The following is a 6,090-nucleotide window of genomic DNA, read 5'->3' as shown; positions in this document are numbered from 1 at the left end:
TTCTTTTATAGTAAGTCCAAGTATACCTAAGTTTATCTTCCCATACTCTGTTTCGATTTCCTTTATAGTATATGGCTTTACGTAGTTTGTATTATCTCTTTTATAAGTGTTTGCTGATAATATGTCTAAGTTATACTTTTCAAAGTCTGATACCATATTATCTAGGTAAAATTTATTGTTTGATACAAATTCATGGTTTCCTAGAACTACCGCATCATACCCAGCATCCTTCATTTCTTTCGCTAATGGCATTTCTATATATTGCTCTATTCCTTGTTCTGTATTATTTTGTCTATCATCAAAGTATTTCCTCATGGGAGTTCCATAAACCCTACTATCAAAGAAATCTCCTGCATCTACCGCTACTGTATTTTGGTTATTTTCTTTTTCTACTTTTATATATTCAGTTATGTTGTATGGTACTTCACCATGTAAGTCCGTCGTTGCCACAATATTTATTTCTGTTGTATTTGAGCTTGTACATCCTGTTGATAATATTAATATTAACATTAACGTTGATACTATAATTAAAACTTTTTTATTTTTCATATTCCCCTTTACTATCTCCTTTTAAATATATTAATCAAATATCCTTTTGATACTTATATATGTCTATCCTATTCTTAGTTCGTTATATATAACTATTGCGAACTTATCTATATAAAGTTTAAAGTTACTAAGATACACCTATCTTTATCCTCCATAATCAGCAGTCTTAATTTTTAACTGCCCATCTTCATCTTTTATGTAAAGATACATATCACTTTGATTTAATACTTTTTTATTATCTTTTGAAATAATATCATATTGTACTAATACTCTATATAATCCATTCTCATTTTTTATCTCTTTAATCTTAGCAGTGTTATTTACTACTTCACCTTGTCTTTCTGATTCAAATATAGTTAGATAGTGAATTAATTTATCTTTTACATCACTATCATCAGTAAAATACTCATTTAACTTTGCTAATTCTGATTCATTTGTATAATCTTCAATACTATTCATGCTATCAAAAAAATTTTTAACTAAATCCTCGCATGAATCTTTAATATTCGTATTTATATTTGAACATCCTACCATAAATACTGAAACTAAAATTAAACTTAATAATATCTTTTTCATTCCCTACCTCCTATTTATTTTATTACCATTATTTTCTATAATACCATGGAATTAAATTATCTTAAAAGTATTTATTACTAATATAGTATATAGTACAAGGCCATATATTTTCTAAATACTAAGGCTTTTAATCAGACTAAAGCAGCTAAATAAATTTAAGTACTCAATATTTGGATATTTTTATATACTTTAATCCACAATAAATAACAATATCTTATTATATTTTATATATAATTTATTCTAAATTAACCCTAAAGCTAGATAAAGTATTATCTTCGTCTCCATAATTTTTACAAACTAAAATATCAATATATTTCGGTATTTCACCAATATCTACTAATTCATTTATTTGAGTATATATTTTATTTTCACTTTCACTTCCTGTAGACATATTTAGTTCTCTGCCCTTATCATCATATACTATTATAGTAATTAAAATAAAAAAGGTATTGATTTTTTAATCAATACCTTTTTCGTGGATTTCAATGGTGGAGACGAGGGGAGTCGAACCCCTGTCCGCAAGTCTTTTCCTCGTTGCATCTACGTGTGTAGCCAACTGTACTAAAATCTCGTCTCACACATCGCCCAGCGGCAGGCTATGTGCTTGACCAGTCCCAATTAGTCCGCTTTTGGTCGAGACACCCCAAAAGTAGTTCCCTGCATAAATGACGACCAGGCCTAACCGGCAGGAGGGCGAGGCGGGTCGAGCAGCATTATTAAGCTGCTAAAGCGTAATTATCGTTTGCGTTTATTTTAACTTCCCCAGTTTTTACGTGACCCAGAGTAACACGACACGCAACCCCAAGTTCCAAACCCACGTCGAAACCTTTACGCCCCCGTGGTAATTTTAAAGTCCTTGGACTGTTTTCGCAAACTTTTTATTCACCATTTATATTAAGTTGTTCGTTGTATTTATATATTAATACTTTTTAGCATTAAAATCAAATGTTATTTAGTGGGTAAATTAGTATTTTCCTCTAAGTTCTCTTTCTATAGTTCTTTGAGCATCTTTTTTAGCTAAGTCTTGACGTTTGTCGTGTAACTTTTTACCCTTTGCTAAGGCTAATTCTACTTTTACCTTACCATTTTTAAGATACATACTTAAAGGAATTAATGAGTATCCTTTAACAGTTGTAGCCCCTATAAGCTTTCTTATTTCATGCTTATGAAGTAATAATTTTCTTACTCTTAAAGGGTCGACATTAAATCTATTTCCTTGCTCGTATGGGCTTATATGAACTTGTTTTATAAATACTTCGCTATTATCTACAGATGCATATCCATCAGTTAAGTTTACTTTTCCTTGTCTGATTGATTTTACCTCTGTCCCTTTTAATTCTATACCACATTCATAAGTTTCTTCTATAAAGTACTCATGTCTTGCTTTTCTATTTGTAGCTAATGTTTTAGTTCCTGCCATACGTTCACCTTCTTACTTTAAATTCTTATTTAGTATATATCCTATTAGTAAAAATATACCATATATATACTTATTAGTCAAGGTTGCTAGTTTAATACAGGGTGTCGAGAAAACCGACACCTTATATTTACTACTCTTCTATATCATCAAAAGGTTGATCTTGCTGTTCACCTTCATTTTGTGGTCTATCTTCTAATTTGTAAAGTATCTTAAAGTCTATTTCTCTTAAATCTACATTTATATTAGCAACTTTTATTCTAACAGGGTCACCTATTCTATATGTCTTTCTTGTTCTTTCTCCTATTATAGTATATGTCATTTCGTCATAAATATAATAGTCATCACCCATATTTGCAAGTCTAGATAATCCTTCAACAGTATTAGGTAATTCTATAAACATACCAAATGAAGTTACACTTGATACAACACCGTCAAATTCTTCTCCAACTTTATCTTCCATATAAACTGCTTTGTAATAGTCTTTAACATCTCTTTCAGCTAAGTCTGCTGCTCTTTCTCTTTCTGATGATTGAGTTGATGCATAATCTACTATGTTTACAAGTTGTTCTTGTCTTTTCTTATTTATTTTATTATTTAAATGTTCCTTCATTATTCTGTGTATTTGAAGGTCAGGATATCTTCTTATTGGAGAAGTAAAATGGCTATAGTATTGTGCTGCTAATCCAAAATGTCCGCTACATTCTGGTGAATATCTAGCTTGTTTTAATGAACGTAACATTATTGTACTTATAGCTTCTTCTTCTTTTTTTCCTTTTATTGCACTTATTATTGATTGTAGTGCTTTTGGATGAACTTCTTCTAAGTCACCTTTTATAGTATATCCAAATGTAGATACAAATTTTCCTAGTTCTTGCATTTTTTCAGGTGATGGAGTTTCATGTATTCTATAAACAAACGGTATATTTAACCAGAAGTAATGTTCTGCTACTGTTTCATTTGTTATAAGCATGAATTCTTCTATTATTCTGTTTGATATTCTTCTTTCATATTCTTTTATATCAGAAACTTTACCTTCTGGAGTTAATATTATTTTAGCTTCTGGGAAGTCAAAATCTATTGCTCCTCTTCTATTTCTTCTTTCCATTAATATTTTTGCTAAAACTTCTGCAGTTTTAAATTCTTCTACTACATGAGAGTATTTAGCTTTTAATTCTTCATCATCATTTTCTAGTATGTCAGATACTTCTGTATAAGTCATTCTAGCTTTAGAGTTTATTATTGTTTCTTTTATATCGTATTGTTTTACATTACCTTTTCTATCTATTTCCATAAATACTGATAATGTAAGCTTATCTTCATGAGGATTTAAACTACATACTCCATTTGAAAGAGTTTTAGGTAACATTGGAATTACTGTGTCTACTAAGTAAACAGATGTTGCTCTTTTTAAAGCTTCTTTATCTAATTTACTTTTTTCATGTACATAGTGTGTAACGTCAGCAATGTGAACACCTAATTTGAAGTTTCCGTTAGATAATCTTTCTATAGATATAGCATCATCTAAGTCTTTTGCATCTTCACCATCTATAGTAAATATATTTAAATCTCTTATATCTAATCTTCTATCAATTTCTTCTTGCGGTATTGGTACTGCTACTTTTTGAGCTTCTTCTAATACCTTTTTAGGGAATTCTTCTGGAAGTCCATGTGCTCTTATTATAGAAAGTATTTCAACTTCTTTTTCACCTTTTGGTCCTAACACTTCTATTATTTTACCTTCTGGCTTTCTGCCAGCTTGTGGCCATATAGTTATTTGAACAACAACTTTATCTCCATCTTTTGCACCACTGAAGTATTTTTTAGGTATATATATATCTTGATTAAATTTCTTTTCATCAGCTATTACGAATCCAAAAGTTTTGTTTGATTGAAATTCACCAACTACCTTTGTTATTTCTCTTTCAAGTACTTTTATTATTGCACCTTCTGCTCTTCTTTCATCAGTTGCAGGTTTAGTTATTTCTGCTACAACTCTATCATTGTGCATAGCTCCATTTACATCTGCTGCTGGTATAAATAAGTCTTGTATGTATTCTTCATCTGACTCAACAAATCCAAATCCTTTTCTATGAGCTACGAATTTACCTACAAAGTATCCCATTGATTTAGGTGAAGCTATTTTTCCTTTTTTAGTTTTCCCTATATATCCGTCTTCTTCTAATTCCTCTAAGAAGTTATAAAACATCGGCATCTCTGTTGGATGTATGTCAAATATTAAGGCTAATTCTTCCTTTTTTAAAGGTGTATATGCTGGGTCATTTATTAATCCTAATAATCGTTCTTTAAGTCCTGGTAACATTAATGTACCTCCTTTGTTCTGTATTTTATATATAAAGTCTTTTATATTTTATCTTATTATATAAATTTATATAATTGATAAAAAATAATAAGATAGATTTCAATTTCCATTATTATTTTATTATTACCATTTAACTATTATACACTATTGTAATGGATTGGTAAAACTCGATTAAATTACCTATAATTTGATTTTGTATATTGCTAATGTTATAATTTTACTATAATGTTTTAAATTATTTTATTTTGATTTTAATCACGTTAAATAAATTTATACATTTTAGGGGGTATTATGTCTAATCATTTTAGTTTAGAAATTACTGATAGAAATTTTAAAGATTTATTTTTATGTACTTGTGGTATTCACGAGTGTCCACCTTGTCATTCTTATGGTCCTGCTATAAGACCTCATTATTTAATACATTATATTATTGATGGATATGGTACATATTATGTTAATGATCAAAAATATAAATTAGGTAAAAATCAAGGTTTTTTAATCAATCCTAATAAACTAACTTTTTATCAAGCAGATAAGGATAATCCTTGGAAATATTTATATATTAGTTTCGATGGGGAAAAAGTTGATACTTATATAAAAAGTATCGGTCTTTATGATAACAACTTAATATTTACATATGATAAGGATGATAACTTAAAAAATTATATAATAGATATGCTAAATTATAGTACTATGAGTACTTCAAATGAATTAAAATTACAAGGTTTATTATATCTATTCTTTTCAGAACTTGCTAGTATATCAACTAAGCCATATAAAGCTAAAAATTCTTTTGAAAATATTTATATAACTAAATCTATAGAATTTATTGAAAAAAATTATGATAATGCTTATATAAAAGTTAGTGATATTTCTAATTATTTATGTCTAAATAGAACATATCTTACTTCACTATTTAATAAACATTTAAATACATCACCACAAAAATTTTTAATGGAATTTAGAATACGAAAAGCAGAAGAATTATTATATCAAACAGACTTACCAATCGGGGATATTGCTAGGTCTTGCGGTTATAGTGACCCATTAGCATTTTCAAGATCATTTAAGAAATTTAAAGGAGTAAATCCAACACTATATAGAGAAGAAAAACGTAAATTTTCAAATAAACTTACCCAATTACCAGATAAGTAAAAAAGTGTAACTATTATTAAAATGGACCCTTTGTCAAGTACACTAGAAAAAAAGGGTTCTTAAGAAGTTA

The 6,090-nt window shown here is 28.5% G+C and carries 6 protein-coding genes and 1 other RNA gene; 1 reads left to right on the top strand and 6 read right to left on the bottom strand.

Annotation, left to right across the window (positions count from 1 at the left end; genetic code table 11):
- The 6 genes from Q5F54_RS09675 to rnr form a co-directional block, all read right to left on the bottom strand.
- On the bottom strand, positions 1-549 hold a 549-nt coding region (locus tag Q5F54_RS09675), incomplete at its 3' end, for a metallophosphoesterase (protein WP_302334326.1).
- 144 nt (positions 550-693) lie between these two features.
- Positions 694-1,125, bottom strand: coding sequence for a hypothetical protein (locus Q5F54_RS09670; RefSeq protein WP_288523832.1), 432 nt, complete (start codon positions 1,123-1,125; stop codon positions 694-696).
- A 235-nt stretch (positions 1,126-1,360) separates the two neighbouring features.
- Complete coding sequence (locus tag Q5F54_RS09665; RefSeq protein ID WP_288523831.1) at positions 1,361-1,516, bottom strand: hypothetical protein; 156 nt, start codon at positions 1,514-1,516, stop codon at positions 1,361-1,363.
- 95 nt (positions 1,517-1,611) lie between these two features.
- Positions 1,612-1,963: a transfer-messenger RNA gene (gene ssrA / locus Q5F54_RS09660) on the bottom strand.
- Between the two features lie 126 nt (positions 1,964-2,089).
- Positions 2,090-2,545, bottom strand: coding sequence for an SsrA-binding protein SmpB (gene smpB, locus Q5F54_RS09655; RefSeq protein WP_071119183.1), 456 nt, complete (start codon positions 2,543-2,545; stop codon positions 2,090-2,092).
- A gap of 130 nt (positions 2,546-2,675) precedes the next feature.
- Positions 2,676-4,865: a ribonuclease R gene (gene rnr / locus Q5F54_RS09650; protein WP_071119182.1), complete on the bottom strand. Its 2,190-nt coding sequence runs from the start codon at positions 4,863-4,865 to the stop codon at positions 2,676-2,678.
- A 291-nt stretch (positions 4,866-5,156) separates the two neighbouring features.
- Between rnr and Q5F54_RS09645 the strand changes: the two genes are divergently transcribed.
- A complete protein-coding gene (locus tag Q5F54_RS09645) occupies positions 5,157-6,020 on the top strand; it encodes an AraC family transcriptional regulator (RefSeq protein ID WP_071119181.1) in 864 nt (287 codons plus the stop codon).
- Positions 6,021-6,090 lie beyond the last annotated feature (70 nt).

This window comes from uncultured Romboutsia sp. (genome assembly GCF_958366745.1).
GTDB lineage: Bacteria > Bacillota > Clostridia > Peptostreptococcales > Peptostreptococcaceae > Romboutsia > Romboutsia timonensis.
The sequence above is the reverse complement of the archived record's forward strand: the minus strand, read 5'-3'. Positions and strand labels throughout refer to the sequence as shown.

Excerpts from the sequence above, each read along its gene's own strand:
- smpB (WP_071119183.1), bottom strand. The coding sequence starts at position 2,545 with ATGGCAGGAACTAAAACATTAGCTACAAATAGAAAAGCAAGACATGAG.
- Q5F54_RS09665 (WP_288523831.1), bottom strand. The coding sequence starts at position 1,516 with ATGTCTACAGGAAGTGAAAGTGAAAATAAAATATATACTCAAATAAAT.
- rnr (WP_071119182.1), bottom strand. The coding sequence starts at position 4,865 with ATGTTACCAGGACTTAAAGAACGATTATTAGGATTAATAAATGACCCA.
- Q5F54_RS09670 (WP_288523832.1), bottom strand. The coding sequence starts at position 1,125 with ATGAAAAAGATATTATTAAGTTTAATTTTAGTTTCAGTATTTATGGTA.
- Q5F54_RS09645 (WP_071119181.1), top strand. The coding sequence starts at position 5,157 with ATGTCTAATCATTTTAGTTTAGAAATTACTGATAGAAATTTTAAAGAT.